This window comes from Erythrobacter sp. QSSC1-22B (genome assembly GCF_001678665.1).
Lineage (GTDB): Bacteria > Pseudomonadota > Alphaproteobacteria > Sphingomonadales > Sphingomonadaceae > Qipengyuania.
Genome location: NZ_LZRP01000012.1, coordinates 35,880 through 61,083, shown reverse-complemented (window position 1 = coordinate 61,083; position 25,204 = coordinate 35,880). Strand labels below are relative to the sequence as shown.

Sequence of the window (25,204 nt, the reverse complement as noted above, 5' to 3'; positions counted from 1 at the left end):
AGGGTCAAGCTCTATTTTCGCGGGCGCTCGTCGAGCCGTAAGTTACTGATTTATCTTCTCTACAGCACGTGCCTGCCGCTTGGCGTGACCCAGAACCAGGTGTGATGTCTCGCTCGCGCTGCTGCTGGTCGTGGCATCACATCACTCCGCCCTTCACGAGCGTCCAGATGCTAATCGTCATCATTATGAGGTTTTCGCTAAGCGCTACAAATCCGCGCGGCACGTTGCTCGGCCCGGCGGCACCCGCGCATTTGAGTTCGCGCTTGTTGATACAACCCGTTTTGAAGATACTGCCGGATCTTAAACTAGGTGTTGTGCAATCAAGCGCCTCAGGCGCTCAGCCTATGCGTCTGCGGGCGCAGTCCCCCAGGATTGCCGAAGCGGCGCGGTTCTCGCGATCGGCGTGGAGGAAGACAGCCTCCACCTTCAGCCAGACCGTCTATGATCGGGCAATCCGGACGATGATCGCCATTGCAGCCATCGGCGAGCGTCTCCAGGGTCGTGATCATTTCATCGATCTCGGCCCTCTTGACCTTCATCTTCTCGACATGGCCGAGCGCCAACGCTTTCACGTCTGCACTGTGGCGTTCCCGATCGCTCCAGAGCGCCAGCAATTCGCCGATCTGCTCGACGGTGAAGCCGAGGTCGCGGGCCCGGCGGATGAGACGGAGCCGGTGCACGTCGCTGTCGTCATAGTCGCGGTAGCCGGAATCGCGCCGAGCCGCCTCGGGGATAAGTCCGTTCTGCTCATAATAACGGATCATCTTGGCGCTGACGCCTGAAGCTCTTGCTGCTTGTCCAATCTGCATCGTCATTCTCCTCGTTACACTATACATATATCAGCATCATGCGACCACTTCTTCGGGGTGGGGGTAATGAAGCTGTCCGGGTGGAAGTCTTCGGCTTTGCAACTGAACTTCTCCTTTCGTTTTATGCGGCCGCGACCGGATTTGGCTGCACGGAACCGGTTGTTGCATGGTCCGGACGGTCAGCGGTGTCTTCGTTCCTCATAGCTTCGTCGCGGGTTCCGATGACCGGGCGGAATCGCTTCAACCGTAGGGCATTGGTAAGAACGAAGATGCTCGAGAAGGTCATCGCGCCTGCCGCGAGGATCGGCGATAGCAATATGCCGGTCGCCGGGTAGATCGCGCCTGCGGCCACCGGGATCAGCGCGGCGTTGTAGGCGAACGCCCAGAACAGGTTCTGCTTGATGTTCTTGATCGTCGCCTTGGAAAGGGCAATTGCGTTCACGACGCCGCGCAGGTCACCCGACATCAACACGACATCGGCCGACTCGATCGCGATGTCGGTGCCGGTGCCGATCGCGAGACCGACATCGGACTCGGCGAGCGCCGGCGCATCATTGATACCGTCCCCGACGAATGCCACCCGGCGGCCACCCTCGCGCAGCGCATGAATCGCTTCGACTTTGCCGTCGGGAAGCACTTCGGGGATGACTTCGTCGATCCCGAGCTGGCGGGCGACGGCCTCGGCCGTAGCGCGATTGTCGCCGGTGATCATCGCCACCTGCAGGCCGAGCTCGTGGAGCGCGCGGATCGCTTCGGGCGTGGTGGGTTTGATCGGGTCAGCGACCGCGATGATCGCGGCCAGCTTGCCGTCGATCGCCGCATAGAGCGGCGATTTGCCTTCATGGCCAAGCCGCTCCGCCTCGGCTGCGAATTCCCGCACCTCATAGCCCAGCTTCGTCATGAAACGGTCCGCGCCGACCTCCACCTGACGCTCGCCGACTTTGGCTGCAACGCCGTAGCCGGGCACTGCCTCGAAGGCTTGTGGAGCGTGTACGGCAAGGCCCTGCCCTTCGGCGGCCGCGACGATCGCTTCGGCGATCGGATGTTCGGACTTGGTCTCGACGCTGGCGACCAACGCCAGCACCTCTTCACGGGAAAAGCCGGATGCAGGCGCGAGATCGGTCAGCTCCGGCCGGCCATTGGTGAGCGTGCCGGTCTTGTCGAGCGCAATCACCTCGACGTCGCGCAGCGACTGCAAGGCTTCGCCCTTGCGAAACAGCACACCCAGTTCCGCCGCACGGCCGGTGCCGACCATGATCGAGGTCGGCGTGGCGAGACCCATCGCACACGGGCAGGCGATGATGAGCACCGCGACGGCGTTGACGAGCGCAAAGGTAAGCGCGGGCGCTGGCCCGAAGACCAGCCAGATGAAGAAGGTCAGTGCGGCCGCGCCCATCACCGTCGGCACGAACCAAGCGGTGACCTTGTCGACCAAGGCCTGAATTGGCAGCTTCGAGCCCTGCGCCTGTTCGACCATGCGAATGATCTGGGCGAGCACCGTATCGCCGCCCACCTTGGTCGCGCGGAAGCTGAAGGCGCCGTTCTTGTTGATCGTGCCGCCGACCACTTCGGCGCCCTCGCTCTTGGAGACGGGAACCGGCTCACCGGTGATCATCGATTCGTCGACATAGGATGAGCCTTCGACCACTTCGCCATCGACCGGCACCTTCTCGCCGGGCCGGACCTGGACGACATCACCCGCGCGCACTTCTGCAAATGGCACCTCGACCGGCTTGCCGTCGCGCAGCACCCGGGCGGTCTTGGCCTGGAGGCCGACGAGGCGCTTGATCGCCTCCGAGGTGCGGCCCTTCGCCTTTCCCTCCAAATAGCGTCCGAGCAGGATGAGCGTCACGATCACCGCCGCCGCCTCGTAATAAACATTGGCGGTGCCAGCAGGCAGCACGCCAACCGCGAAGGTGGCGACCATCGAATAGCCCCAGGCGGCGCTGGTGCCGACGGTTACCAGCGAATTCATGTCTGGAGTGCCGCGAAGGAGCGCGGGAACGCCTTTTTTGAAGAAGCGCAGCCCGGGTCCAAACAGGACCATCGTTGTCAGCGCAAACTGAATTAGCCAGCTTGTCTGCATACCGATACCGGTCATCACGAAGTCATGCATGGCGGGGATGAGGTGAGAGCCCATCTCCAGCACGAAAACGGGCAATGTAAGCAGCGCGGCAAGAATCAGCGAACGGCGAAGGCTCACCATCTCACGCTCGCGGGCCTGCGCCTGACCGTCCTGCGCCGTGCTTCCGGTCTCGATCCGGCGCGGCGTGTAGCCGGCACCGCGGATCGCCGCTTCGAGATCTTCAATCGAGATGACGCTGCCGTCCGATCGGACGCTGACCCGCTCGGTCGCGAGATTGACGGTGACGGACGCGACCCCCGAAACGCTCCGGACGGCCTTTTCGACATGGCCGACGCATGACGCGCAGGTCATGCCTTCAACGCCCAATTCGAGAATTCCGAGTTCGGCGGGCGCGTCCGCCACGTCGTAGCCCGCGCTCTTGATGGCCTTGGCCACCGCTGCCTCGTCCGGTGCTCCGGAAAAGATCACATCGGCGCGTTCGGTGGCGAGATTCACATTGACCGAACTAACGCCGGGCACCTTGGCGACCGCTTTTTCGACATGCCCGACGCACGACGCGCAGGTCATGCCCAGGACCGGCACGCTGATCGTCGTATTTTCGCTTGAGGAAGCGGTTTCGGGCCGTTCCTCGTCGATAAGTAAAGCCATGGTAACGTCTCCGATCGGGTGATTTACCAAGCAGTTGGGGCTTCCAATGATGGGAAGGTCAAGGGTGAAAAGGAAAAAGCGCTGCGCTCTTGACCTTCCAACGATGGCAATCACCACCTTGGGGTCAGTTCATACCCCTGGAGGCTTCCATGATCCGATTTCAAGTTTCTCAGATGACCTGCGGCGGTTGCGCCCGGTCGGTCACCAATGCCGTGAAGAGCGTCGATCCCGACGCGAAGGTCGAGGTCGATATTCCCGCCGGGACGGTAGCGATCGATGGCGATGCCAGCGAGCAGGAACTCGTCGGAGTCATCCGCGAGGCGGGATATGAACCTAGCCTCGCTCGGTAACCGATTTGTGGACTTATGGTCGCCAACGCCGCTGGTAGGGCGGCGTCTATTCGCCGTGCGCCTGCGAGTTGCCTTGCGCCTGCGAAACAGAAAAAGTGGCCGCGGAGCAGTTGGCGTTGACGCTGACTTTCGCTTCTCCGCTCTTCAGATCGTCACGGATGATCAGAATTACACCCGCGAAGACGACGGCGAAGCCGACCAAATGGAGCGCTTTGAAGGACTCGCCGAGGAGGAGATAGGACAGCAGCAGCGCGCTGACCGGCATGATCCCCATGAAGGCCGCGGCGATGCTGCCCTCGGTCTTCGAGACCCCGGCATACCAAAGCAGCGAACCGAGTCCCAACGTGCCCCCGCCCCACCAGATAACCGCTATCCAGGCATCTGGCGATATCTCCGCCCACTTCACTTCCTGCCATTCATTCGCCGCAAAAGGCAAAAAGAGCGGCAGCGATAGAAGCCCGGCCCAAAAGGCGATCTTGAGAGGCGAAGTGCGTTTTGTGGTCAATTTGCCGAGCAACGTATAAGCGGCCTCACAACAGACCGCGGCGAACACCAGCGCCGAGCGAGCGACAAATAGTACTGCAGCGAGGGCACCCAAATTCCACACGTCTATCGGCGATATCTTCATTGTTCTGCCGACGTTTGCTAATGCTGTTGACTTGGGCAAACTTACAACGCCCCCACGTATCGCAGGCACGTGGGCTGGCGAGATCCATTTGCAAATTGCCGATTATGTTCAGCGCGGGTAGCAAGCGGGTCAAGTGAATCTGGCGGTCAGGGGTATCGCCCGAACTTCGATAGCTTTATTAATCTTAGGAAGTTATGACTACGTTGGCTGGCTGCCAACGGTGTCAGGATCGAGGCTAGCTGGCTCGCCGTAGGAAGGTTGCAATGGGGAACGATGCCAATCAGCGTGACCGGGAAGCGGCGCCGGAGCGACAGGCGGAAGATCACCGCTTATTCGATATTTTCTATTCATCGGGTGTGTTCGATGAGAGCGCATCGAACACGGATGCTTCCATCGAGGAAGTGGTGCAAAGTCTTCGACCGCAAGATCGTCTCAGCGTCGCGGCGGCAGTCCGGCAGATCGTGCGGCGGCATTCGGAAGAGGCGCTGCGGCGGATTGAAGACCGAATGCAGCTCGCGCAGGAGGTCGGACGCATAGGCTGCTTCGAGATCGACATGCGTGATGGGACCAGTGTCGGAACCCCAGCTTTCTTCGAGATCTACGGCCTTCCCGGTAATCGCGGCAGTTGGACGCAGCAGGAATGGCTATCCTTCATCCACACTGACGACCGCCCAGCGGTGATCGCACACCTGAAGAATGTCGCGCTGGGAGCAGAGAAGACCACGGTGGAATACCGAGTGGTGCGAGCCGATGGCGCGGTGCGCTGGACGGTCTCTCGAGCGCGTGTCGAAACCGGAGCCGATGGTCGTCAGATCCGCTCCTACGGCATCCAGCAAGATATTACCGAACGCAAGGTTGCTGAACTCGCTCTTGCCGAAAGTGAGGAACACCATCGTCACTTTGTAGAAGTGAACCCCGCCTGCTTCTGGACGGCAGATCCAAGCGGCAAGATCAGGGTCGCAAACGAGTCGGCTGCCGTTCGGTTCGGTATACCGGTTGGACTAAGTGCTGCTGTCGCGGGTCCACCGCTGGTTCACACCGAGGATCGCGCCCGAATACTGGCCGCATGGCAGGGTTCCTTAGCCAGCGGCGAGCCGTACGACGTCGAATACCGCATGCGATCGGGCAACGGAGCGTCTCGCTGGGTGCACGCGCGGGCTTACCCACGGCTAGACGACGCCGGGAAGGTCATAGCTTGGTATGGCGCAACGGAAGACATCCACGCAAGGAAGCTCGCTGAGCAGCGGATGGAGTGGGCGGCGACGCACGACTCGCTCACCGGCCTCGCCAATCGCTTTCATTTTCGGGATCGGCTCGATGCAGCGATCGACCGTTCGACCGGAAAAAGCCAAGTAGCGCTACTGCTACTCGACCTCGACGGCTTCAAACTCGTCAATGACAGCTACGGACATGATGTCGGAGACGAACTTCTCGTCGCGACGGCGCAGCGCCTGCGCCAAGTCGTGGGTCGACAAGGATTGGTGTCGCGGCTCGGCGGTGACGAGTTCACGGTTATGTTACCGCGGCTCAAGGTGGAGGCATCGCTTGCAGGCTTCGCAGAGCGAATGCTGCAAGTGCTCAACAGTCCCGTTCATTTACGCGATCTGGAAATCGAGATGCGCGCCAGCATCGGCGTGGCAGTCCATGCAAATGGCGCCACGGTCTCCGACTTGGTCAAGGACGCGGACCTGGCGCTGTACGCCGCCAAGGCGCAGGGACGTGGGTGCTGGGTGCGGTTTCGTCCCGAGCTGCGTGACCAGACGAGCTCAAATGGCCAACGGCCCCGCTAGCCGAAAGCCTGTTTTAACCCTCAGCGAACGTTCGGCATACCCCGGTATCTTCGTGGCCGAATCGAATGAATCACAGCTTCCCGGCAAAGCCCGTCTCATCCAGAACGGCTCGACTATGTCGCGAAGCGGCCGAAACGAGATGCTCGCGCGCTCATCTTTCATGCCCTGGACCTTTGCATCACGCCAGGGCCGGTCAGAATATGATACCAGGGAGGGTCAGATTCTAATCGATGACTTACGAGAGGCCAGGCAAACTGAAGGCTGGTACCAAAGAACCTTGGCGGAACGGATCGACAGAGAAGCTCAAGCGATCAAGAGGCTCGAGAAGGGCACGGGATCGGTAAAGGCACTGATCGCAACAATGACGGCGCTCGACTTTCATCTGACCGGATTGGGTGCTGGCAAGACGCTGCCCAAACAATTGCGCAATCGTCGGCGCAAGAGAGCCTGGTCGCTGGATCAGGCGGCCTTGCGGACGGGCCTTTGGCGGACGACCATAGCCAGTCTCGAGCGAGGAGTCGGTTCGGTCTCCAGCCTGCTGCGTCTGATGGCGGTGCTCGCGCCGAAAGAAAGGCGACGTGCTCCCGAGCGACCCTATTGGGGGCAGGGTGACAAGCAGGACCGGGATAGTCGTTTCACACCGCCCGACTTCATGGCCAGCATCTATGCAGCTTTCGGCGAAGTTGATCTTGACCCTTGCGCTCATGAGCTCAGCCCCGTCATCGCGCATCGGCGCATTCTCATGAGCGAGGGCGGTGACGGCCTGGTCGATGACTGGTCGGGCAGACTTGCGTTTGTCAATCCACCATTCTCGGAGCTGCTCAAATGGCTCCGCCGGGCGCATGATCAGTGGCAGGCCGACAATGTCGAGACGATCGTCTGCTGTCAATCGGCGTCCAATCGGGACCCCCTATCGGCGCGCAAAAAGGACCCCCTTGCGATGAAGCGGGTCGGTTGATGGTGGGCGCAGGTTTCGCGCTGCTGGCGGCGTAGGGAGGGCGCAGCCCGACCGGAGGCGTCAGCAGCGCGAAGGCGGTTTTCCGATTGGGTCAGCTGCGGTTTTTGAAGCGCCAGCTGTCATTGCCGGTCTCGACGATGTCGCAATGGTGCGTGATACGATCGAGCAGGGCGGTCGTCATCTTGGGGTCGCCGAAGACGGTGGGCCATTCGCCGAAGGCCAGGTTGGTGGTGATGATGACCGAGGTCTTCTCGTAGAGCTTGCTGATCAGGTGGAACAATAGCTGCCCACCGGAACGGGCGAACGGCAGATAGCCTAGTTCATCGAGCACCACGAGGTCGAGCCGGCTGAGCTGGTCGGCGATGGTGCCGACCTTCCCGATGCGGGCTTCTTCCTCGAGCCGGGTGACGAGATCGACCGTGTTGAAGTAGCGCCCTCGGGCACCGGCATGCACGACGCTGGCGGCAATCGCGATAGCCAGGTGGGTCTTGCCCGTCCCTGTGCCGCCGATGAGCACGATATTGCGCTGTCCTGGCAGGAACGAGCCGGCGTGCAGCGAACGAACGAGCCCTTCGTTGATCGGGCTGCCCTCGAACACGAAGGCGTCGAGGTCCTTGATTACGGGCAGCTTGGCCGCGGTCATGCGATAGCGGATCGAAGCGGCATGACGATGCGCGGCTTCGGCCCGAAGCAGGTCGGTCAGGATCTCGTGGGGCGTTCGCTTGCGCTGCAGCCCGGTGGTGACCGCCTCGTCGAAGGCCCCTGCCATGCCCTTGAGCCCGAGCGCGCGCATCGCCTCGATCATCTCATGCCGCTGCATGGAGGCCTCGCACCGTGTCGTAGCGCGCACAGTCCGCAATCGGCGGATGGCTGAGCTTGAGATCGACGACCACGTCCGAGGGGCGCTCGGATGGCGGTTCCCGGTATCTGGCCAGGATGTTGAGGATTACCTCGTCACTGGCGGCGCCGTTATCGAGCGCCTCGCGGACCGCGGTCTCGACCGCTTCCAACCCATCGGTCATCACAGTCGCCAACACGCGGACGAAGCGGCGGTCGGCCTCGTCGCCGCTGCCAAGCTTGCGCCGCAACCGCGCCAATGCCGGTGGCAGGTCCCAGCCCTGGAAGGGTGCGCCGTTCCGCAGGGCGCCGGGCTTGTTGGCCAGAACCGGCAGGTAATGCCAGGGATCATAGATCGTTCGGTCGCGGCCGAAGTGACGGGTATGCTCAGCGACGACCTCGTCGCCGAGACGCACGACGATGCGGTCGGCGTAGGCACGAACCTGGACGGCCCGCCGCGCCGCCTTGGCCATGACCGAGTAGCGGTTGCGGTCGAAGCTGATCAGGCAGGTGCCGGTCACGGCATGAGCGGTCTCGTGGAAGCCGTCGAACGGCGCCAGCATCGGCTGCAGCGCTGGCCGTTCGAGGTCCAGCGCATCGGCAACGGCAAGCTCCTTCTGCTCGGGATGCGCGTGCAACGCGGCCCAGCGAAGACACTCAGCCTCCAGCCACCCGTTGAGCTCCTCAATGCTGGCAAAGCGCAGACGGGGCTGGAAGAAGCGCCCTCGGATGGTCTGGACCTGGTGTTCGACCTGACCCTTCTCCCATCCCGCCGCCGGTGAGCAGGCGGTCGGCTCAACCATATAATGATCGGCCATGACGAGGAACCGGCGGTTGAACACCCGTTCCTTGCCGACGAACACGGTGGTGACCGCGGTCTTCATGTTATCATAGATGCCACGCAGGGGAACGCCGCCAAAGAAGGCAAAGCCGCGGGCATGGGCGTCAAACACCATCTCCTGCGTCTCGCGCGGATAGGCCCGGACGTAGACCGCCCGCGATGCGCACAGCCGCATGTGCGCCACCTTCACCCGCATCGGCTTGCCCGCAATCTCCACATCCTCGTGGCTCCAGTCGAACTGGTATGCCTCGCCAGGCTTGAACATGAGCGGGATGAAGGCTGGCGCGCCGTCGCCCGCATCCTTGCGGCGCGCTTCCTCCCAGCGCCGGGCATAGCGCCGGACCGCGTCGTAGGAACCCTCAAACCCCTCCCGGCGCAGCAGGTCATGGATCCGCGTCATCCGCAGCCGATCGCGCCGGTGCCGGGCCTCGTTCTGCGTCAGCAGCGTATCGAGCCGCTCCTGGAACGGCCCAAGCCGAGGCAGCGGCTGAACCGTGCGGTGATAATCGAATGCGCCTTCCGGCGCCCGGATCGCCTTACGCACCACCTTGCGGGATAACCGCAGATCGCGAGCGATCGCCTTGATCGCCTTCCCGCTCGCGTGCTTCCGCCGAATCCGAACAATCGTCTCCACAACCAACATCCCGATCTCACCACCTGGAAAACCAGGCAGTCTGCCACACCATCAGAATGAGGGGTCCCTTTTAGACGCCGATCACCCCGTTACAGGGGTCCCTTTTGCACGCCGGTCCACACTTCAAATCAACATCGATATGATCGCGGTGAGCGCCGCTGGCCATGATGCGATATGGCGCGGCCTGAGGGAGTACGGGCCGCACTCGTTGCTCAAATCGTTTGCCGCCTGACAGGATAAGCAATGGACTACATCGACGTTGCTCATGTGCAGCAACGTGGTTTATTTCTGATCTTGGCGAACGGAAATTCGGGCGTCACATCACTAACCCGTGAACAGGTTTATCAGAAGGGTGACGACAGTGCCGCCGACCAAACTGGCGAATATCGTTGCGACATAAATCTGCCTCATCGCGTTGGGTGCCAGCGTATGTTCCCACTCTGAATGGCCAGTATTAGGGTCGAGCTTGAGCACTGGCGGGGGAATCTGCCGGCGTTCTTTCGCCACCATCCTGGCCAACTTGAGCGTCTGCCGAGTGATCTCTGCATCGCCCCGCAATTCGCTGAGATACACATGCAGGTTCCCTGCTTCACGCCTGATCACGTTCAATGAGACCTCCAAATCTTTTATGGATTTGGTGAGAGTGCTCGCAATGACGAAGGGGCTCGCCGGATCCTGTAAAAGGACTTTCGTCAGCATGTGGACAATGATTGCGGCAAGGACGATCACCGAGTCACTTTCGTCAACATGCCCCACGATACCCTCCATCATGTTCTCTTCGAGAGGAGTGATGGGCTGGTCGAACAGGTCGGTCCAAAGGTCATTGAGCACGATCATGATTGCAACCTTTCCAGGATTTTGTGGTTGAATTCTCGTAGGTCCTGCTCAAGCTTTGCAATCGAGAACAGCCCCGGGCAGGAGCGAATGGCCTCCGGCAAAGTCTTGCCGTGAGTGTAGAAGGCGGAAGCAATTTCCTTGGGCAACGTAGGGATGCGGATGACCCCTGCGCGGCTCTCTTTTTGTACCTGCGGCGCGCCCAATACGATCAAATCGTCTATTCCTGCCTTCTCGGCGAGTATTCTGTATTTGATCTTCTCATCGTCAGGTGATGCGACGAAAATGAGGGTCGCAGAAGAATGGAATCGATCGCCACGAAGGATACATGTCGCTGTAATCGCCTCGCGATAAAGCGTTTGCTCGAACTCGATAAAAGCCGGTCGACTGGCGTGTTCCAAGCGAGCGTCGAAAGCATTGTCGAAGCGGTCTGGATCATCAAAAGGAAAGCTAAGGAGGTCTTCTTTTGGCAACCCCTGAAAGGCCCGGGAGGCGTTGCCGCCAATCTGCACGAAGAGGGGATTATCCACGAACAGTGCCAGCATTGAAGCTGCAGTGCTCGCCCCGACACCACCATCATAGCGGGCGATCAGAAAGCTGGGCGCCAACTCAGATTCAGGCGCCCGATTGAGCGGAAATTTCTTGAATGGCAGCGTAGTCGCCCGCTCCCTGAGGTCGAGTAGACGAGAGTAAGCCGGGTCTTGGCGGATAATGTCAGTGCTCATAGCATGTCCTCGTCTTTAACTTCGGATAGGGAAGGGGGATCGAAGCGGACCGGCCGTGCCGGGCGTGCGTCTCCGATGGGATGGGGCGTATTGCGCTGATCGCCCTCACTGAGCTCATCCAATTCCAGATGCGGACTTACTGCGATGCCTTCCGGATGCTCATGCTCGTCTTCCAAGGGACCGACCATCTCGTTCGGGGGCGTATCGTCGGCCTGCTCCCATGCGGGAGCTAAAGGCCGCTCAATCGCCCGATCGTTCTCACTGAAGAGGGTCCCGGCAGCTGCGATTGGCTCATCATCCACGGTCGAACATCTGGTTTGGGCATCTTCTATTGGGTCAGGCTCAGTTCCCGAATGTCCGCTGGGGGAGATGTCGAAAAGCGGCTCCTCCTCGCGATCATCATCCTGAGGGTCCGACTGGTTGCGATCGATGCCAGCGACGGCATAAAAGTCGACCTCTTCGTCTTCATCATCCTCATCATCTGGGTGCCCATGCCCGTTGCGACGGCTCATATCGAACGCGTCGACATCCTCGTTCGCGTCGATTTCGCCAGACGCATCCGGGGGCGACGCGCCGGACTTTTCCGCCGTGTAAACAGGATTCCCAACTTCGTTTTGAAGAACATTAACGTCGGTGCGATGCTCGATCGCAGGCTGCCGAATGGCCACCTGATAGACCTTGGTTTCAAGCCGATCGAAGTCGTCTTCCTCTTCGATTACCGGCATCCGAACTGATCGATCTTGAACTCACGACCTTGTTCAACACAGTCCCTCATCCTGCGGAGGCGAAACAGCTCTCGCTCCTTCGATGCGCGAATGTCGGCATCCCGTTCGAACCTGTCGTATTTGACGCTCATGCGCACGCCGGCCCGCACTAGCGCGTAAAATGCTTCTTCACTGTTGAGGCTCGGGCTAAGATTTTCGGCGAGCTGCGCCAGCTTTTCAATGACCCCAGGCACCCAGTCGGCGGGCGGTTTGGTATCGGCATCGGAGCTGTCGATCAGCCTGGTAACGATATCCATTTCGATCCAGAAAGGCGTCTCTTGCCTGCCCGGAATGTCCTGTCGGCGAATGAAATTCACAAGCACATGAAGCTTGGTCAGGTCCTCCTCTTTCTCCCATTGAAAGAGCTTGCCCAGGGCCACGATGTCTTCATTTCTCACCAGCTTAAAAGCGTCGGCATAGAGGTGTGCCAAGCCATCCGGTAGCCGACCATGCGCTTCTTTGAGACGAACTGCGCCCATAGCCAGGTCAGTGCTAACCATCAGATCTCGAGGCAGAAAATCGCGCGCCTTTGCCAGCAATGCCTCTGCACTCTCATCCCCCATTTGCCACGCGAGATCGATAGCGCGGGCCTCATCCTCGCTCAGGTCTCCGGTGTACCGACCATAGAAACCTGTCCGCGCCAGGACCGGCCAAGGGTTGTTTGGGTCCTCGAATTTTGGATCTTCGTGAGACGATTTAATCAGCGCGGCCAGGACATCCATCTCACTCTGACGTCGCAGCGAGATGGCAGAAGGAGTTACGCCGCGATCGATCAAGTCGTGGATAAAGGGCTCTGCAATCCTGAAAATGCCTTCGCGATTATGTTCCTCGCGACTCTTTGGCACCAGAGTGGTGGCGTCATCCTTGTCGTTCAAAAGCTCGTATTCGAGCTCCCACTGTTTGTATAACGTGAGCGCCGTCAGAGCATGCATGATTGCCGTTTCAGCCCTCGCCTTATATTTGCGACATTGCTTCCCAACCTCTTTTTTTGCCCTTTGATAAGGCCTCATATCGAGAAGCTCGCTTCTAAAGCGAGTTCTTGCATCATGAGCACGGCGGGTTAGATTTCCGCTTTCGTCTTTCTCGAAGAGATGTTCGACAGCGCTGTTAAACGCATCGAGCCTCTGCTTACTATGAAGGAATTCCTGAGCGCACAGTTTGAGCGTATCAGCGAGCAGTTTTTCTAAGGGTGTCTGTTCCATGAGACAATTCTAGGATGGAATTTCTGTAGGCCCAAGCCGGTGAGCGAATTTTTTTGCCACTTCAATTGGAAAACAGCCTTTGCTCGATGTCAGGCGTCTCAATCCGAACGAATCGGCCAAGACCATCCTGAGAGGCGTCAAGATCCAATCCGGAGCTTTATCGGTCTTCAGTTCGAAAAGACGCCCGAACGATTTTACCAATTTCATTCGGAACTAGGGTTTTCATCCATTCCAACTGGATTTTCGAATTCCGTTCGAACCCGTTTTTTTATGCGCAATACCTCAAAGTCATCCGCAGCTGCGCAGCGAACGATTTTGATGCGCTCGTTCGGACTGGAAGTCCTCCGAGTCTAGCTCGCCCAAGGGCTCGCACGTCGGCCTGGAGGCCTCCTTGGGGTGCGGCCGGGAACCGGCCTTGGGCGGTGTCGACGACACCTTGGGCAGTGGCCATCGCTGGCAGCTGGGACCTGATATCCAAAAAAATTGATTGGAAGAACGTCTGCCGTGAACCGGCAGGGGAATGGAAAAAAGAGCAGTCCGCTCGGCAAGCCTCGCCGGTTTCACCAACAGGAGAAACCGTAATGAATTTCGAACATCTAAATCCCAACATGGAGGAGCTGGCGCAGCAGCTCGAACGGGACGATCAATACCGGGTGCTGCGAGCTGTGCCCGAACCCTATTGCATGATGCCCGGCAGCGGTTCTCCGCCCGAAGGGATATGCATCGCGATCGTCGATACGGAGACGACGGGCCTAGCCCATGATGCTGATACGATAATTGAGCTAGCGATCATGCTGGTTTTCGTCGGCGATGATGGAGAGGTCACAGGGCACTTCGGGCCCTTCAGCTGGCTCCAGGATCCGCAGCGTATTCTGGACCCGCGGATCACGCTGATCACGGGGCTGGCTTCACAGCATCTGACTGGCCAGAAAATCGACGATGAGTTTGCCTGCGGACTGCTTGAAAGAGCGGACCTGATCGTCGCGCAAAATGCGCGCTTCGATGCGGGCTTTATCGAGCGACGCTATCCGCAGCTGGCGGGCCGGGCATGGGCTTGCTCTTGCAACGAACTCGACTGGTTGATGCTCGGTTACGAGGGACGCTCCCAACAGCACCTTCTGGCGCAAGCCGGATGGTTCAGTTCGGCGCACCGAGCAGCGGCCGATGTGTGGTCCCTGTTCTGGCTTCTGACCCAGCGGCAGCGTGATCCGCGTGGTGGGGTCGAGCGCACTCATCTGGCACGGCTGATCGAGGCCGCCAGGACCACCACCGTCATGATCCAGGCTGAGCGTGCTCCTTACAGCGCAAAGGATATGCTCAAGGCGCGCGGCTATTCCTGGAATCCCGATGCCCGGTTTTGGCAGCGAGAGCTCGTGCAAGGCAAGGTCGAGCACGAGCAGGCCTGGTTCTATCGATGCGGCCTCCCGACGCCCACCCTGAGGACGATTACTGCCACCGAACGCCACCGCTGAATCCCAACCCAATCGATACCTGCAAAGGGCCCGCCACCGGCGGGCCTTTTGCGTTTCTAGGAGACTTACAAATGACCGATATGATGACTTCGCTCGAGCAGAGCCTCGAGCTCCAGGCGCGCCTGTTCGCGGAACAAAACCATGACAGCGATGGCCACGGGCAGCGCACGTTCCTTGTCGCCGATTTCGAGTACCAATATGATCGCTCTGCACATGCTGGTTACTGCGTGGCAGAAGGCGCCGGGGCCGAGGAAAAAATCCGCTGGCCATTCCACCGCATCGTTGCCGCTGCATGGATCGTGCTGCGGTTCGTTCCGGGACAGGATGTCCCCGAGATAGAAGGCCCAGTGGTGCTGTCCGCAGAGACGATGGACGAGAAGGCCATGGTCACGCAGTTCTTCGATGCGCTTGCGGAAATACCGCAGGCGATCGTCACGACGTGGGGCGGGGAGACCAAGGATTTTGCTGCTCTGCGCCGCTCAGCAGTCGAACATGATCTGGCCTTGCCGCTGCAGCTGCTTGAGCTCTCTCCGTATAGCTCTCGGCGCCTCGACCTGTGCAACGCAACCTCGGTGATGGCGGACTGCGTTCACCTGCCGGAATTTGCGGCAGCGCTCGGTATCCCAGCCAAGCCGAGCCCGAGCAAATCCATCGGCAAGCTGGTCGAGACCCAGCAATGGGATCTGGTGGCGGATCAGTGCGCCGCCGATGTGCTGTCCACGAGCGCCATCGCCATCGGTCATCTCAAGTCCATGGGCATGATCACCTGCGATCGCCCGGCCGCAATGATGGCGCTGGCAGAGCAGGCGTCTGAGACGTTGCCCAAGAGCGTGTTTTGTAGCCGCAGCTTCAAACCCTGGGCTCGCGATCGCCTGCGCGCAGCAGGCCTGCGGGGCACGGTCTACCGGTCCACCTGAGGGTGACGGATTTGATGATGAAAAAAGCAGGAGGAAAACGATTACCTAGCCACGATCGATAATGCCCCGAGACGCGTCGGGACACAACCAAATCGCGTCACTCAATCGCTCGCAGCCCGCGAGCATCCAGCAGCCGCCTGTCCATGAGGACCGAGCGGCTTTTTCATGTCTGAAAGGAATACCAAAATGCCAAAGAAGAAATCGACCGGTAGTGCGCTGGTGCCCAGCACCACGCCCACGTTCTATCCGATCGCCGACACCACGATCTCGCCGACCCAGGTCTATCGCGTCCCCAAGCGCCACCCCGCAGGTGACGGGCCGTGGGCGCGCGAAGCCGACAAGATCGCATGGATTGACAAGGCCACGGGTCTTTCCTGCACCATCCTGCGCCACAGGGACGGTAGCCTGGGCGGCTATTGCGGACTGCCCGAGACCCATCCATTGTTCGCGTTCAACCATGATGCGATTCCGGCCGCGCTTAGCATCTGCGTGCATGGTGGTTTGGACTACGGTCAGGCCTGCGAGGATGGTCCCGAAGAAACCTCGGTGTGTCATCCCTCGGGTGCGAGCCGCAAAGATCATGACCCGCTTTGGTGGTTCGGGTTCCGGTGCGACCGCAGTTTTGATTACATCCCAGGGCGCAACCCGAGGGACAATGATTTGGGTGCGGAGGCTGGCAGGACCTACAAGAGCGAGGCTTATGTCTACGGTCAGACCGTTAAGTTGGCTCACCAACTCAAGTCGATTGAAAACAGCACTGGTGAAAGCGGGGTCTCGCTCGATCTTGCTCCCAGCCCGCCCGTCGGGCTCGATCCGGAGTCGAGATAATGACCGAGGATCGCACCATCCCTTACGAGCGGCGAAAGAACCCGAACCTGCCGTGGGGCTACTGGCTCACGGCAGTCGGTGAGGTCGATGGCTGGCCACCGCTTGTCGACGACGAAGGCAACCATTGGAATAGCGTGCGGGAGGCCTTCTGGGTCTCCCGCTTGGCGATGGGACGGATCACCCAGTCATCGATCATGCACCAGGAGCTGGAGTTCATGCTGGCAATGCTCTGCGCCATCGAGCGGCGGATCATTCCCATCGAAGAGCGGGCCTTGGACTTCTTCCAAAGTTGGGATCAGTCGAGGTTCTATGGCGCTTTCCTTCATGGGCAGGCGCTTCTCGAGCCAGACCCGGGGTCCGGCCTGGACACCAAGCTCGCGCCGGAAGCCCATGCAGTCATTCTTATGCTCGCTTCCACCCGCTCGCCCGAGGATGCGCCAATGCCCATCGGATTGCCGACATTGCGTGCCTATCATGGGCTCAATGCCGGCATCAATGCGGAAACCCGCAAGACCATCATCGCGGCGCAAGAGCGGGCTGCACAGACGCTCCAATATCGGTTCCAGCGTGAGCAGATCGGTCAAGCCAGCGGCATCGTGCTGGTAGGCGATGCGCTGGGACCCAACGTCCCGCTGCGCCGCAAGCTGTGGTCGACGACCCTCCCAGACCCCTACGCTCGGGACCGGATGTATCTGTGGCTGCATGAGCGCATCGATCGCTGGCCGGTATGGGGTGAACTTGCCTATCGGCGCGGAGCGAGGGCACTCAGCGAGCACCTCATGCTAGTGAAATTTTGCGACGAACCGATCGAGCTGGGATGAGGAAGGGGCGGCTGCTGCGGCAGCCGCCCCCCCTTTTTGCATCCGCATTCGCCAAACGGCACGCCAATCGCGCTCAAGCAAGGCCCTGCCTGAGCTTTTATTAGCTGGGATCTGCGAATTTCAGTCTCGCCCCTGCCCCTCTATGGTGATCCTAATCCAAATACTGTCCCTGCATAGGACAGTATTAAGATTTGTCGTTGGTATGCCTGCAATTCCGTCCCACTAGCTCCTTGTTGTCGCTCAGGAACAAACTCGACGAGAAGATCATGGTTTTGCCTCCCTCGAAACAAAAATGCCGGTCAACGACCGTCATCAGCCGCGCTTCCGCACGAAACTTTCATCACGCAAGCAGGTTCGCGCTGCCTCATGGCGGCCACCAGTCCAGAAATGGTTGTCCCAAGGCTAACGTGAATGCCCCCGTGGCACTCAATCTGAGCGTTAATATTCAATGGAATCTGACCCAGACAGGGATCGATAATTTCGCAGCGCTGCGTAACCAGCGATTTTGCCGCTGGCTGCGAACAAGATGCAAGCAGCTAAATATCGATGTGGCTCCATATTACATCTATAGTCGCGAGAAAAACCACACTCATTGGCAAGTCCACGTGCCTACGGAACTCATCGAGGAATTCAAAGATTTGGTACCGCGATGGATCACCAGTTTGGAAAGCAAGGGGAACGGTCCTCGCAAGCGCGCGGAAAATCACGAACCTGCGCCCGCAGGCACAGTACAGATTGGGCCCGTGCGCAACAGCGTTGCCCTGCGCAAATACATGCTGAAGGGCATCAATCCGCGAGATGCTTTCCGCTACGGGATCAAGAAGCCGGAATGTCAGGGTGTTGTTTATGGGCGACGCACTGGGGTTAGCCGTACGCTAGGGATGGCAGCAAGAAAGAAGGCGGGATATCGGGCTCAGTGGCCCGTATGGAAACGCGGCAATGGTCGTGTCATTCTACAGGCCGTCGCTAAAATTCCTTAGCAAAAGTTCAACCAGCTGTAGAGCTGGCAGCTCCCTTGGGTTGGTTCAAACTTTATGGTCACACAGCACTTAGAGAGGATTAGTAATTCACCTAAAATAGTCGTCATCCAAATGCGCAAAGCGCATTTGCAATTGTCGTCATCTTAAATCTAGGCGTTCATAACGTGCGCACTCGATGATTAACTCTCGGCGCTGCTCGGTAGACCCATTCCCTTTTCCGCGAGACGGGCGAGCTCCGGATGAGTGAATTGAAAAGTGGTGTCATCGTCAATCTTGCCCGATCCGCTATCGACGCGCGTGTCGACTACTCGACTACGCGTGCTTTCGGCTCGTTCAATCCTGGACAATTGCGAGTAGGATATCCCGGTTCGTTCAGCGAGAGCCCGCAAGCTGAGACGCTCATGAAGGCGTCCGGCGCGAAGAGCCAAGCCGAGATCCTGGCGGCAATCAGGCGCATGGTGGCGAGATGGACGATCGCTCGCCCCCTTGATCGCTACCACATCCCACTCAACTTCAAACAAGCCAATTATTTTGTCCAGCGTGTCGTAGGACGGCCAGCGGCAGCCACTCTCGATCCGCGAGAGAGTTTCCCGGCTGATACCAATCAATTGAGCCATCTCCGCTTGGCTAAGTCCCCCATCGCTGCCGTGAGCCAAACGATGGCGTCGAATAATAACGCCTAGATCATGACGCAGTTCTGAGAAGCCCCTCGGGAGCAGCATTTTACTTTTTTTCAAAATAACACTCCTGCGATGTGACGCTGTTGCATAACAGGTAAAGGGCATTCCTACAAGCTGGTCTATGGACCACTTACGCCCAATTGAACCTAGATCGGTTTCGCAATCAGCACTCACTGCTCCGTCCGTTACGGAGCGTGATCACCTACAATCTACAAAAGGGGTCTCAGCGGCACATGCCCAACCGCAGGTCTTAATAAATGCCGCTAGGAGGCTTGATCAGTTCTATACTCGAGAAAAGGTCGCAATTCATTGCTATCGGGTGGTCCGCAAATATTTGGGTTCGAGACACGCTCAGTTTGTTGAGCCGAGCGCGGGCTCGGGCTCCTTCTTCAGGCTCCTGCCCCCCGGAAGCATCGGATACGACATCGACCCGAAGAGCCCTGATATTATCAAGGCCGACTTTCTGAAAACTACGCTCCCATGCGTCGGTGAAATTGTCATCATTGGCAATCCACCTTTCGGCAAAAACTCTAGCATGGCGGTGAAATTCTTCAATCACGCCGCCCGCCAGGCCAAGGTTATCGCATTCATTTTGCCGAGAACGTTTCAGAAGACGTCGATCATTAACCGCCTCGATCCCAACTTCCACATTGCTCATGAAGAGTTGGTCCAGGATAATGCATTCATTTTCGAGGGGAAACCCAAGAACGTACCCACGGTCTTTCAGATTTGGGTTCGAAAAACCGAGAAGCGCGAGAAGCTGGTGCTGCCGATCGAACATTCAGACTTTGAATTCACCACGGCGGATCGCGCTGAATTCGCCATCAAGCGCGTTGGAGTCGGTGCTGGACGCCTGCACCATGACTTTACCCTTAGTCCAAATTCACACTACTTCCTCAGAGCAAACGTTGGCGGTGCCGAGGCAACTATGGGCACCCTTGATTTCGAGGCATTTACAAAGAGAACAGCAGGAAGCCCAAGTCTCTCAAAAACTGAATTGGTCGCACTGTATACGGAGAGAAAAACGTTACAATCAGACCCCGCTTTCAAAATCTTTAGGCGATTACTGCAATGGCTTCGAGACGGTCGTCTGCATCTGAAAGACAGGGTTAAATTTTGGGCCGTTCAAGCAGGACGGGTTCACTGTCACCGGCAGCTTTGTCTTCGTCGATGCAACCGAGGCTGACGGTACGGGGATTGCCCGACGAAAAGTGCCGCTGACGCCCGAACACACCGCCGGACTGGTGGGCATGTGGGAGGAGCACGGGAAGGGACGGATCGGAATCGAAGCCTATTACACGGAAGTGCAGTCGCTGGAGAACAATCCCTATCGCACCCGCTCGCGTCCCTACCTGCATTTCGGCATTCTTGGTGTGATATCGATCGGCAGAGTCAGCCTGTTCGCCAATGCCGAGAACTTGCTCGACGTGCGCCAGACGAAAAACGATCCCCTACTGCGTCGGCAAAGGGCAGCGAGCGGCGAGTGGACGGTCGACGCTTGGGCCCCCTTGTGGGCTTCATTCTGAATGGAGGTATCCGCCTGCGGTTTGGATGACACTGATGTCAGCTTTCGGGGCGCGTAGAATATCCCCCTAATGCCCGATGATGGGCGCGAAGCCGACGCTTATCGGTTTGATAAAAGGTTGGCGCCTAGACCAACCAGCATGCTGGACCACATCGAACCCTGGGCGAACTACGCCAATCGCTCATCCACCATATCGCAGGGACGCGTGACCTTGATCGCAGCGTTTGCCGACTTGGTTCACTTCCGTTCGGGCTTCGCGAGCTATGAACTGGCGGAAATTTTTGAAGCACCTGAAGACGAGGGCGAGAACGATGCTTGCCGGGATCTTGTCCGGTTGAACGCGGAGATCCTTGCAGGGAAATTCATCGCCGGCGATATCGACACCTTCGCCAGGCCGATGAACGGCGGTGAGATTACGCCGATAAAATCCGAGAACTGGGAGATCGATGACCCCATTCCCCGATTTGCAACTGGCGCATTCAATCATGATAATTGGGCCGATCCGTTAGCGCCGCTGACGCACCGAATTTTTGTCGATAGCCAGCAGTTCGACCGTTGGCTTGCGGCGCTGAAACCGCCCGGAGTTTTGACCACGCGCCAAGTCGAAGCGATCGTTGATCCGAAGGTGCGCGCAATTCGATCAGTCGCGCGCCACATGGCTAGCAACGATGATGCGCTGAAGGACGAGAACGAGGATCGGCATCCCATCGTGGCTGATCGCGCGGGGCTCGGACCTGAACTGCTCAATGTAAAAGAGGTCGCTAAATTGATCTCGCTCAGCCGCTCTTCGGTCTACGCAAAGGTGGCCGCCGGGAAGTTTCCAACACAGCTAAAGCTGGATGAAAGTGCTCGCTGGAGCAAATCCGAGGTTATGGCCTGGATTAACGAGCAGGCTGCAAAGCGCGGAAGCTAATTGCGGCGCTTGCGCCTCGGACTCTCGATGATCTCAATGGGGGGCAGCGCCCCAGCCATGATCAGAGCCGCCCATCGCTGGGCGAGTTCTCGCCGCCGGGGCATGTAGGCAGCGCGATTGTAGCGTAACTCGCTAGCGCTCATGCCTGCCGGCGTATGGGCCAGCATCAGGTCGATGATCATCCGGTCTGCAAGAAGCCGCAAATCCTGACCGAGTTCGCGCTCCGCCTGTTCGTTCAAGATGGTTGAGAAGCTGGAGCGCCAGCCGTGAGGAACGTGCCGCCCCTTGTATCCCTCACGATTGTAGAGATAGCCAATCGCGTTCTCGCTCATCGGTTTAACGCCAGAGGTCGCGCCGGGGAACACAAAGCGAGTGCGACCGGTGAGAAGCCGCACCGCACGCAAGGCGTCCACCGCTGCCCCTGACAACGGAACCGGATGCTCGAAAGCCTCGTCGCTGCGCAGGTGCAACTCCTGCTTTATCTTCGCGGCCGGCACCACCCATGTGGCATTGTCGATATCGCTGCTGGGCTTTGCCCAGTCGACGCCCTTGATATCATCCCATTCGATATTGCGGATCATGCCTGGGCGCTGTGCAGTCAACGCTAGGAAGCGAGCGGCCAGTCGGGTCACTGGCGATGCCCCTGCTCGATCGATATCGAACATCATCGCGCGGATCGCATCCTCGCTGAGCATTGCCGGATATCGTTTGGACGGAGGAAGCGGCGCCAGAGCCTCGTTGATATCGACCGCCGGGTTTTCCAGCTTGGCGCCATGAGCATTGGCATAGCGATAGACAGCAGCCACGCGCTGCTTTGCCCGACGGGCCGTCTCGATCGCTCCGCGCTTTTCAATCTTGCGCAGCACTGCGAGGAGCAGCGGCTTGTCGATTTCGTCCAGCGGCATGGCACCGAGATCAGGGAAGATGTCGCGCTCGAGGCTGGTGATCACGTCATTCGCGTGCACCTCCTTCCAACGTGGCAACTGAAGGGCGTGCCACTGTCGTGCAGTATCTTCGAAGGTTTGTTGTCCATCACGACCAGCAACCAGGCGGGAGCGTTTCATCGAATGGCGTGGGTCCCGCCCTCCCCGCAACATCTTGCGGGCATCATCGCGTATGCTCCGTGCATCGGCCAGCGAGACGTCAGGGTAGCTACCGATTGTGAGCAGCAGTTCCTTCTTGTCGAAACGGTATTTGAAGCGCCAGCTTTTGTGGGCCTTGGTCGAGATGTGAAGGTAGAGACCGCCGCTATCTGTAAGCTTGTAAGCCTTGTCCCTCGCGCCAGCGGCGCGCACGGCTTTATCCGTAAGCATCCAATACCCCCAATCGGGATTTTTCTTACCCCCGATCTACCCCCACTTGCTTCTGGCTAGGGGTGGATCGCTCTGGACGGGATAGGACAAGGAAATGTCGGAATTGTAAAGGTTTGCACGTCGCTTTGGACTGCTCTGGACTGCCTGAAACAGGTTAGTGGCGGAGACGGAGGGATTCGAACCCTCGATACCCGGTTGGGTATGGTTCCTTAGCAGGGAACTGGTTTCAGCCACTCACCCACGTCTCCGCACAGGACGCATCACGGCTGCGAGGGGCGCGCTATAGCCAGAGGTTTGCCTGCCTTCAAGGGGCTTGGCACCGGCGGGTGCGATTAGCGTCTGGGCAACCGATGCGACTCGATTCGACCTGTTTTGGATTCGGTTCATCGCTCACTCATTGCCGCCCGGCGATGGAAGGATTCTTGTCGATTTGCCGATTTACGCCCGCAGGGAGGGGCGCATCATGACCAGACCCGCCAGCCTTGCCCGCCGCCTCACCGCAACCGCCACCGCTGCCTTGGCCGCGCTCGGACTGTTCGCCAGTCCGCTTTCTGCGCAGGTCGAGAGGGTCGACCCGAACGAGGCGTTGCAATATCCGATCGATGGCGACCTCGAAGAAGCGCCGGGCGACCAGTCGGTGTACGCCGAGCCGCAGCCAACCGCCCCCGCCACGACCTATCCGCCTACAAACGATACTGGTGCGGAAACCGCTGTGGCGCCCAACTGGAGCGAGCCTGCGCCGATCACGACAGGCACCGACTATTACGACACCGGCCCTGCGACGAACACCGCGGAAACCCCACCTGTCGTCGCCAATGCCGAGCAAACCTATCGCGAAGACGATCTGATCGGTGCCGCACAAGGAGTATTTGGCGACGGCGCGCAGGGCGTCGCCTCGCTGATCCGGCGACTGCTTGCCGATCAGGGCGAGCCCAATGCCTATATCGTGGGGCGCGAAGCGAGCGGGGCTTTCATCGTTGGTGCGCGCTACGGCTCTGGCACGCTCTTTCACAAGGTCGAAGGCGAGCGGCCTGTCTACTGGACCGGCCCGTCGATCGGTTTCGATGCCGGCGCCAATGCCGGGAGCACCTTCGTCCTCGTCTACAATCTTTATGACAGCGAGGAATTGTACGAGCGCTATCCGGCGGGTGAGGGCCAGCTCTACGCTGTCGGCGGGATGACCGCCTCCTACATGCGCAAGGGCGATGTGGTGCTTATTCCGATCCGGGTCGGGGCCGGGCTGCGGCTGGGCATCAACGCCGGTTATATGAAGTTCTCCAAGAAGCAGCGCTGGCTACCCTTCTGACAGCTGCGGGCAACAGGACGTGCTTGCCCGAGCGATAGAATCGCTGGGGGCTTGGCAGGCGTTTTCCTGTTGCCGGGTTCCATCGCTGTGGGCATGGACGCGCCATGCTCGAAAAGCTCCAGTCCCAACCCGCCGATGCGCTGCTCGCGCTGATCAAGATGCACGCCGACGACGAACGCGAGGACAAGATCGACCTCGGCGTCGGGGTCTATCGCACTGGCGACGGGGCCACTCCGGTTTTTGCCGCCATCAAGGGCGCTGAGACCAGGCTACTCGAACAGCAGGATTCCAAAAGCTATCTCGGCCCCGAAGGCGACATGGGCTTCGTCCAGGCGCTGATGCCCTATGTCTTCGGCGAGAATGCAACGATGGGCGGCCGCATTTCCGGGATGCAGACCCCGGGCGGCACTGGCGCAGTCCGCCTCGCGCTCGCACTGGCGCAGCGCGCCGGGGCGACGCGGGTTCATCTGGGCATCCCGAGCTGGCCCAACCACGCCCAGATTCTCGAGGATTTGGGTCTGGAGGTTGCCGCGTTCGACCACGCCAATGCCGATGGCAGTGCCAATCTCACCGCGCTTATCGCGGCAATCAACGGCGCTGCGCCGGGCGATCTGGTGTTGCTGCATGGCTGCTGCCACAATCCCACCGGGATCGACTACTCGCCCGAGGATTGGGGTGTCATCGCCGAGGCGCTCGAACGCAATGGCGTGCTGCCGCTGCTGGATATCGCCTATCAGGGGCTGGGCCGCGGACTGGACGAGGATGTCGCCGGAGTGCGCAGCGTGCTCGCTGCAGTGCCCGAAGCGCTGATCGCCTATAGCTGCGACAAGAATTTCGGTCTCTATCGCGACCGCGTCGGCGCGTTCTACGTGATGGCGCAGGAAGGTGGATCGCTCGACACGATCCTGTCCAATGCCAATGCGCTGGCGCGTGCAACCTGGTCGATGCCACCCGATCACGGCGGCGCGGCAGTGCGGATCGCGCTACGCGACCCCGATCTGACACAGGAATGGCGGACCGAGCTCGACTCCATGCGCGAGCGGATGCGCGAGGTACGACTGCAGTTGGCCGCGGCCGACGGGGATGCCCCGGGCCTCAATCTTGCTGCGTTGACCGATCAGCACGGGCTGTTCGGAATGCTGCCGCTGGATCGCGACCAGATCGTCGCCCTGCGCGAAGACCATGCAATCTACATGGCCGGCTCGGGCCGCATCAATATCGCCGGGCTGCACGACGGCAACATCGCCAAGTTCATCGCGGCGCTGGCAGAAGTAACGCAGCGCTGATCCGCAATCGCGGGACCGAGCGAGGCTACCCGATCCGTTTGGCGCATGGCTCGGTTG

24 protein-coding genes and 1 tRNA gene are annotated in these 25,204 nt (G+C 59.5%); 13 read left to right on the top strand and 12 right to left on the bottom strand.

Features of this window, described 5'->3' with window-relative positions; all coding sequences use genetic code 11:
* Positions 1-329 precede the first annotated feature (329 nt).
* Both cueR and A9995_RS14905 read right to left on the bottom strand, forming a co-directional pair.
* Positions 330-809 (bottom strand): Cu(I)-responsive transcriptional regulator, encoded by a 480-nt coding sequence (gene cueR / locus A9995_RS14910; protein ID WP_067614453.1) that lies wholly within the window; start codon positions 807-809, stop codon positions 330-332.
* A gap of 121 nt (positions 810-930) precedes the next feature.
* Positions 931-3,543: a heavy metal translocating P-type ATPase gene (locus A9995_RS14905; protein WP_067614437.1), complete on the bottom strand. Its 2,613-nt coding sequence runs from the start codon at positions 3,541-3,543 to the stop codon at positions 931-933.
* A 149-nt stretch (positions 3,544-3,692) separates the two neighbouring features.
* Between A9995_RS14905 and A9995_RS14900 the strand changes: the two genes are divergently transcribed.
* Positions 3,693-3,893, top strand: coding sequence for a heavy-metal-associated domain-containing protein (locus tag A9995_RS14900; protein WP_067614435.1), 201 nt, complete (start codon positions 3,693-3,695; stop codon positions 3,891-3,893).
* A gap of 46 nt (positions 3,894-3,939) precedes the next feature.
* Here the strand turns inward: A9995_RS14900 and A9995_RS14895 are convergent, their stop codons facing one another.
* Positions 3,940-4,521, bottom strand: coding sequence for a DMT family transporter (locus A9995_RS14895; protein ID WP_082992786.1), 582 nt, complete (start codon positions 4,519-4,521; stop codon positions 3,940-3,942).
* Between the two features lie 263 nt (positions 4,522-4,784).
* Between A9995_RS14895 and A9995_RS14890 the strand changes: the two genes are divergently transcribed.
* Both A9995_RS14890 and A9995_RS14885 read left to right on the top strand, forming a co-directional pair.
* On the top strand, positions 4,785-6,311 hold the full coding sequence (locus A9995_RS14890; RefSeq protein WP_067614431.1) for a sensor domain-containing diguanylate cyclase: 1,527 nt from the start codon (positions 4,785-4,787) through the stop codon (positions 6,309-6,311).
* Positions 6,292-7,269: a DNA N-6-adenine-methyltransferase gene (locus A9995_RS14885; protein WP_067614429.1), complete on the top strand. Its 978-nt coding sequence runs from the start codon at positions 6,292-6,294 to the stop codon at positions 7,267-7,269. The genes A9995_RS14890 and A9995_RS14885 overlap by 20 nt, the downstream gene beginning before the upstream one ends.
* Before the next feature lie 91 nt (positions 7,270-7,360).
* On the opposite strand, the gene istB is transcribed toward A9995_RS14885, so the two are convergent.
* The 6 genes from istB to A9995_RS14855 form a co-directional block, all read right to left on the bottom strand.
* Positions 7,361-8,089: an IS21-like element helper ATPase IstB gene (gene istB / locus A9995_RS14880; protein WP_067614427.1), complete on the bottom strand. Its 729-nt coding sequence runs from the start codon at positions 8,087-8,089 to the stop codon at positions 7,361-7,363.
* On the bottom strand, positions 8,076-9,590 hold the full coding sequence (gene istA / locus A9995_RS14875; RefSeq protein WP_067614426.1) for an IS21 family transposase: 1,515 nt from the start codon (positions 9,588-9,590) through the stop codon (positions 8,076-8,078). Before istA ends, istB begins: the two co-directional genes overlap by 14 nt.
* Before the next feature lie 315 nt (positions 9,591-9,905).
* Positions 9,906-10,418 (bottom strand): hypothetical protein, encoded by a 513-nt coding sequence (locus tag A9995_RS14870; RefSeq protein WP_067614425.1) that lies wholly within the window; start codon positions 10,416-10,418, stop codon positions 9,906-9,908.
* Entirely contained in the window at positions 10,415-11,140 is a 726-nt protein-coding gene (locus A9995_RS14865) for a hypothetical protein (RefSeq protein WP_067614423.1), read from the bottom strand. The genes A9995_RS14870 and A9995_RS14865 overlap by 4 nt, the downstream gene beginning before the upstream one ends.
* On the bottom strand, positions 11,137-11,865 hold the full coding sequence (locus A9995_RS16825) for a hypothetical protein (protein ID WP_145917000.1): 729 nt from the start codon (positions 11,863-11,865) through the stop codon (positions 11,137-11,139). The genes A9995_RS14865 and A9995_RS16825 overlap by 4 nt, the downstream gene beginning before the upstream one ends.
* Positions 11,856-13,106: a hypothetical protein gene (locus A9995_RS14855; RefSeq protein ID WP_145916999.1), complete on the bottom strand. Its 1,251-nt coding sequence runs from the start codon at positions 13,104-13,106 to the stop codon at positions 11,856-11,858. The genes A9995_RS16825 and A9995_RS14855 overlap by 10 nt, the downstream gene beginning before the upstream one ends.
* A 581-nt stretch (positions 13,107-13,687) precedes the next feature.
* Between A9995_RS14855 and A9995_RS14850 the strand changes: the two genes are divergently transcribed.
* From A9995_RS14850 to A9995_RS16820, 5 genes are all read left to right on the top strand, one after another.
* On the top strand, positions 13,688-14,578 hold the full coding sequence (locus tag A9995_RS14850; RefSeq protein ID WP_067614417.1) for a 3'-5' exonuclease: 891 nt from the start codon (positions 13,688-13,690) through the stop codon (positions 14,576-14,578).
* Positions 14,579-14,649: 71 nt separating this feature from the next.
* The gene (locus A9995_RS14845; protein ID WP_067614415.1) at positions 14,650-15,495 is read left to right on the top strand and encodes a hypothetical protein; all 846 of its coding nucleotides are present in this window, start codon (positions 14,650-14,652) and stop codon (positions 15,493-15,495) included.
* 186 nt (positions 15,496-15,681) lie between these two features.
* Positions 15,682-16,323, top strand: coding sequence for a hypothetical protein (locus A9995_RS14840; RefSeq protein WP_067614413.1), 642 nt, complete (start codon positions 15,682-15,684; stop codon positions 16,321-16,323).
* Complete coding sequence (locus tag A9995_RS14835) at positions 16,323-17,144, top strand: hypothetical protein (RefSeq protein WP_067614411.1); 822 nt, start codon at positions 16,323-16,325, stop codon at positions 17,142-17,144. Before A9995_RS14840 ends, A9995_RS14835 begins: the two co-directional genes overlap by 1 nt.
* Before the next feature lie 419 nt (positions 17,145-17,563).
* The gene (locus A9995_RS16820; RefSeq protein WP_145916997.1) at positions 17,564-18,124 is read left to right on the top strand and encodes a hypothetical protein; all 561 of its coding nucleotides are present in this window, start codon (positions 17,564-17,566) and stop codon (positions 18,122-18,124) included.
* A 179-nt stretch (positions 18,125-18,303) separates the two neighbouring features.
* Here the strand turns inward: A9995_RS16820 and A9995_RS17695 are convergent, their stop codons facing one another.
* Positions 18,304-18,846, bottom strand: coding sequence for a helix-turn-helix domain-containing protein (locus A9995_RS17695; protein ID WP_369815862.1), 543 nt, complete (start codon positions 18,844-18,846; stop codon positions 18,304-18,306).
* Between the two features lie 277 nt (positions 18,847-19,123).
* On the opposite strand from A9995_RS17695, the gene A9995_RS16230 reads away from it, so the two are divergent.
* The 3 genes from A9995_RS16230 to A9995_RS16225 all read left to right on the top strand — a co-directional run bounded on the left by A9995_RS16230 (position 19,124) and on the right by A9995_RS16225 (position 21,242).
* On the top strand, positions 19,124-19,990 hold the full coding sequence (locus A9995_RS16230; protein ID WP_199797280.1) for an SAM-dependent methyltransferase: 867 nt from the start codon (positions 19,124-19,126) through the stop codon (positions 19,988-19,990).
* Positions 19,991-20,015: 25 nt separating this feature from the next.
* Positions 20,016-20,330 carry a hypothetical protein gene (locus tag A9995_RS14820; protein WP_067614405.1) on the top strand — a complete coding sequence of 105 codons (315 nt, stop codon included), beginning with the start codon at positions 20,016-20,018 and terminating at the stop codon, positions 20,328-20,330.
* A 138-nt stretch (positions 20,331-20,468) separates the two neighbouring features.
* A complete protein-coding gene (locus A9995_RS16225; RefSeq protein ID WP_168157418.1) occupies positions 20,469-21,242 on the top strand; it encodes an AlpA family transcriptional regulator in 774 nt (257 codons plus the stop codon).
* Here the strand turns inward: A9995_RS16225 and A9995_RS14810 are convergent.
* Positions 21,239-22,555, bottom strand: a complete 1,317-nt coding sequence (locus tag A9995_RS14810) for an integrase arm-type DNA-binding domain-containing protein (RefSeq protein ID WP_067614403.1) — start codon at positions 22,553-22,555, stop codon at positions 21,239-21,241. The genes A9995_RS16225 and A9995_RS14810 overlap by 4 nt on opposite strands.
* A gap of 158 nt (positions 22,556-22,713) precedes the next feature.
* Positions 22,714-22,803 (bottom strand) — tRNA-Ser (locus tag A9995_RS14805).
* 215 nt (positions 22,804-23,018) lie between these two features.
* On the opposite strand from A9995_RS14805, the gene A9995_RS14800 reads away from it, so the two are divergent.
* Positions 23,019-23,861: a DUF1134 domain-containing protein gene (locus A9995_RS14800; protein WP_067614401.1), complete on the top strand. Its 843-nt coding sequence runs from the start codon at positions 23,019-23,021 to the stop codon at positions 23,859-23,861.
* Positions 23,862-23,965: 104 nt separating this feature from the next.
* Positions 23,966-25,147: an aromatic amino acid transaminase gene (locus A9995_RS14795; RefSeq protein ID WP_067614399.1), complete on the top strand. Its 1,182-nt coding sequence runs from the start codon at positions 23,966-23,968 to the stop codon at positions 25,145-25,147.
* The last annotated feature ends 57 nt before the right edge of the window (positions 25,148-25,204 follow it).

What these genes read in the sequence shown, in the direction of transcription:
- A9995_RS14800 (WP_067614401.1), top strand. Translation starts at nt 23,019, where the DNA reads ATGACCAGACCCGCCAGCCTTGCCCGCCGCCTCACCGCAACCGCCACC.
- A9995_RS14895 (WP_082992786.1), bottom strand. Translation starts at nt 4,521, where the DNA reads ATGAAGATATCGCCGATAGACGTGTGGAATTTGGGTGCCCTCGCTGCA.
- A9995_RS14840 (WP_067614413.1), top strand. Translation starts at nt 15,682, where the DNA reads ATGCCAAAGAAGAAATCGACCGGTAGTGCGCTGGTGCCCAGCACCACG.
- cueR (WP_067614453.1), bottom strand. Translation starts at nt 809, where the DNA reads ATGCAGATTGGACAAGCAGCAAGAGCTTCAGGCGTCAGCGCCAAGATG.
- A9995_RS14855 (WP_145916999.1), bottom strand. Translation starts at nt 13,106, where the DNA reads ATGGAACAGACACCCTTAGAAAAACTGCTCGCTGATACGCTCAAACTG.
- A9995_RS14870 (WP_067614425.1), bottom strand. Translation starts at nt 10,418, where the DNA reads ATGATCGTGCTCAATGACCTTTGGACCGACCTGTTCGACCAGCCCATC.
- A9995_RS14900 (WP_067614435.1), top strand. Translation starts at nt 3,693, where the DNA reads ATGATCCGATTTCAAGTTTCTCAGATGACCTGCGGCGGTTGCGCCCGG.
- A9995_RS14835 (WP_067614411.1), top strand. Translation starts at nt 16,323, where the DNA reads ATGACCGAGGATCGCACCATCCCTTACGAGCGGCGAAAGAACCCGAAC.
- A9995_RS14885 (WP_067614429.1), top strand. Translation starts at nt 6,292, where the DNA reads ATGGCCAACGGCCCCGCTAGCCGAAAGCCTGTTTTAACCCTCAGCGAA.
- A9995_RS14890 (WP_067614431.1), top strand. Translation starts at nt 4,785, where the DNA reads ATGGGGAACGATGCCAATCAGCGTGACCGGGAAGCGGCGCCGGAGCGA.
- A9995_RS14795 (WP_067614399.1), top strand. Translation starts at nt 23,966, where the DNA reads ATGCTCGAAAAGCTCCAGTCCCAACCCGCCGATGCGCTGCTCGCGCTG.
- A9995_RS14845 (WP_067614415.1), top strand. Translation starts at nt 14,650, where the DNA reads ATGACCGATATGATGACTTCGCTCGAGCAGAGCCTCGAGCTCCAGGCG.
- A9995_RS16825 (WP_145917000.1), bottom strand. Translation starts at nt 11,865, where the DNA reads ATGCCGGTAATCGAAGAGGAAGACGACTTCGATCGGCTTGAAACCAAG.
- istA (WP_067614426.1), bottom strand. Translation starts at nt 9,590, where the DNA reads ATGTTGGTTGTGGAGACGATTGTTCGGATTCGGCGGAAGCACGCGAGC.
- A9995_RS14850 (WP_067614417.1), top strand. Translation starts at nt 13,688, where the DNA reads ATGAATTTCGAACATCTAAATCCCAACATGGAGGAGCTGGCGCAGCAG.
- A9995_RS14810 (WP_067614403.1), bottom strand. Translation starts at nt 22,555, where the DNA reads ATGCTTACGGATAAAGCCGTGCGCGCCGCTGGCGCGAGGGACAAGGCT.
- istB (WP_067614427.1), bottom strand. Translation starts at nt 8,089, where the DNA reads ATGCAGCGGCATGAGATGATCGAGGCGATGCGCGCGCTCGGGCTCAAG.
- A9995_RS16225 (WP_168157418.1), top strand. Translation starts at nt 20,469, where the DNA reads ATGCTGGACCACATCGAACCCTGGGCGAACTACGCCAATCGCTCATCC.
- A9995_RS17695 (WP_369815862.1), bottom strand. Translation starts at nt 18,846, where the DNA reads ATGCTGCTCCCGAGGGGCTTCTCAGAACTGCGTCATGATCTAGGCGTT.
- A9995_RS14905 (WP_067614437.1), bottom strand. Translation starts at nt 3,543, where the DNA reads ATGGCTTTACTTATCGACGAGGAACGGCCCGAAACCGCTTCCTCAAGC.
- A9995_RS14865 (WP_067614423.1), bottom strand. Translation starts at nt 11,140, where the DNA reads ATGAGCACTGACATTATCCGCCAAGACCCGGCTTACTCTCGTCTACTC.